1 protein-coding gene is annotated in these 729 nt (G+C 29.2%); it reads left to right on the forward strand.

The window, feature by feature from the left end; translation table 11 throughout:
* Positions 1-712: hypothetical protein (locus tag EII29_RS12940; RefSeq protein ID WP_233573334.1), on the forward strand; the 712-nt coding region annotated here is incomplete at its 5' end.
* Between the last annotated feature and the right edge of the window lie 17 nt (positions 713-729).

Consider the following 729-nt stretch of genomic DNA (forward strand, 5'->3'; position numbering starts at 1 on the left):
GGCTAATACAAATAAGCTGTTCAGTTTATCGGGAGAGTCAAGGCTTGTAAATATATCGAATATAGATAAGGTAAAAGAGCATAGCTGGAAAGATAAGACGGGACATTTACCTATAGGGAAGGCAGCATTAAGAGAACAGCTAATGCCGGGCTTATTTATTCCTGTGTTACCTGACAGTAAGAAAATAGGAAAACCTGATTATTTGCATTCTAATGTAGTAAATAAAAAGGAACTTAGATTAATTGGAAATAATTATAAAAGTGCTTATAAAATAGGATTGACTGAATTAACTTCAAAAGAAATAAGTTCATTAATAAGCAACCCTCATGGAACTTATGTATATGAGAGTGCAATAATTTCGGAAGAAATTTATAACAAATTTAAAGAATACAGAACAGCAAATGTAATAAGAAAGAATAAAATATTAGGAGAAGTAAAGGACTTGTATAACTTAGACCAGAGCTTAAAGATAAACTTGACAATAAACGGACCTGCACTACTTGATAAAAGCCCTTATTTATTAGAAGCGAAAGACAAGTATAACAAAGAAGAATTATTAAAAGATTATACTAATGGAAAGTATACAGATAAAGGTTTATCAAATAGTCCAAAACTAAATACAAATGTATTTCCATATGAAAGAAAAGAAAATACAGGAGTGTCGGATATAAACAGTTATTTAAGAAATTTAAGAATAGGAGTTGAAAGATAATGAAAAAGATAATAATG

This window comes from Leptotrichia sp. OH3620_COT-345 (assembly GCF_003932895.1).
Classification (GTDB): domain Bacteria; phylum Fusobacteriota; class Fusobacteriia; order Fusobacteriales; family Leptotrichiaceae; genus Pseudoleptotrichia.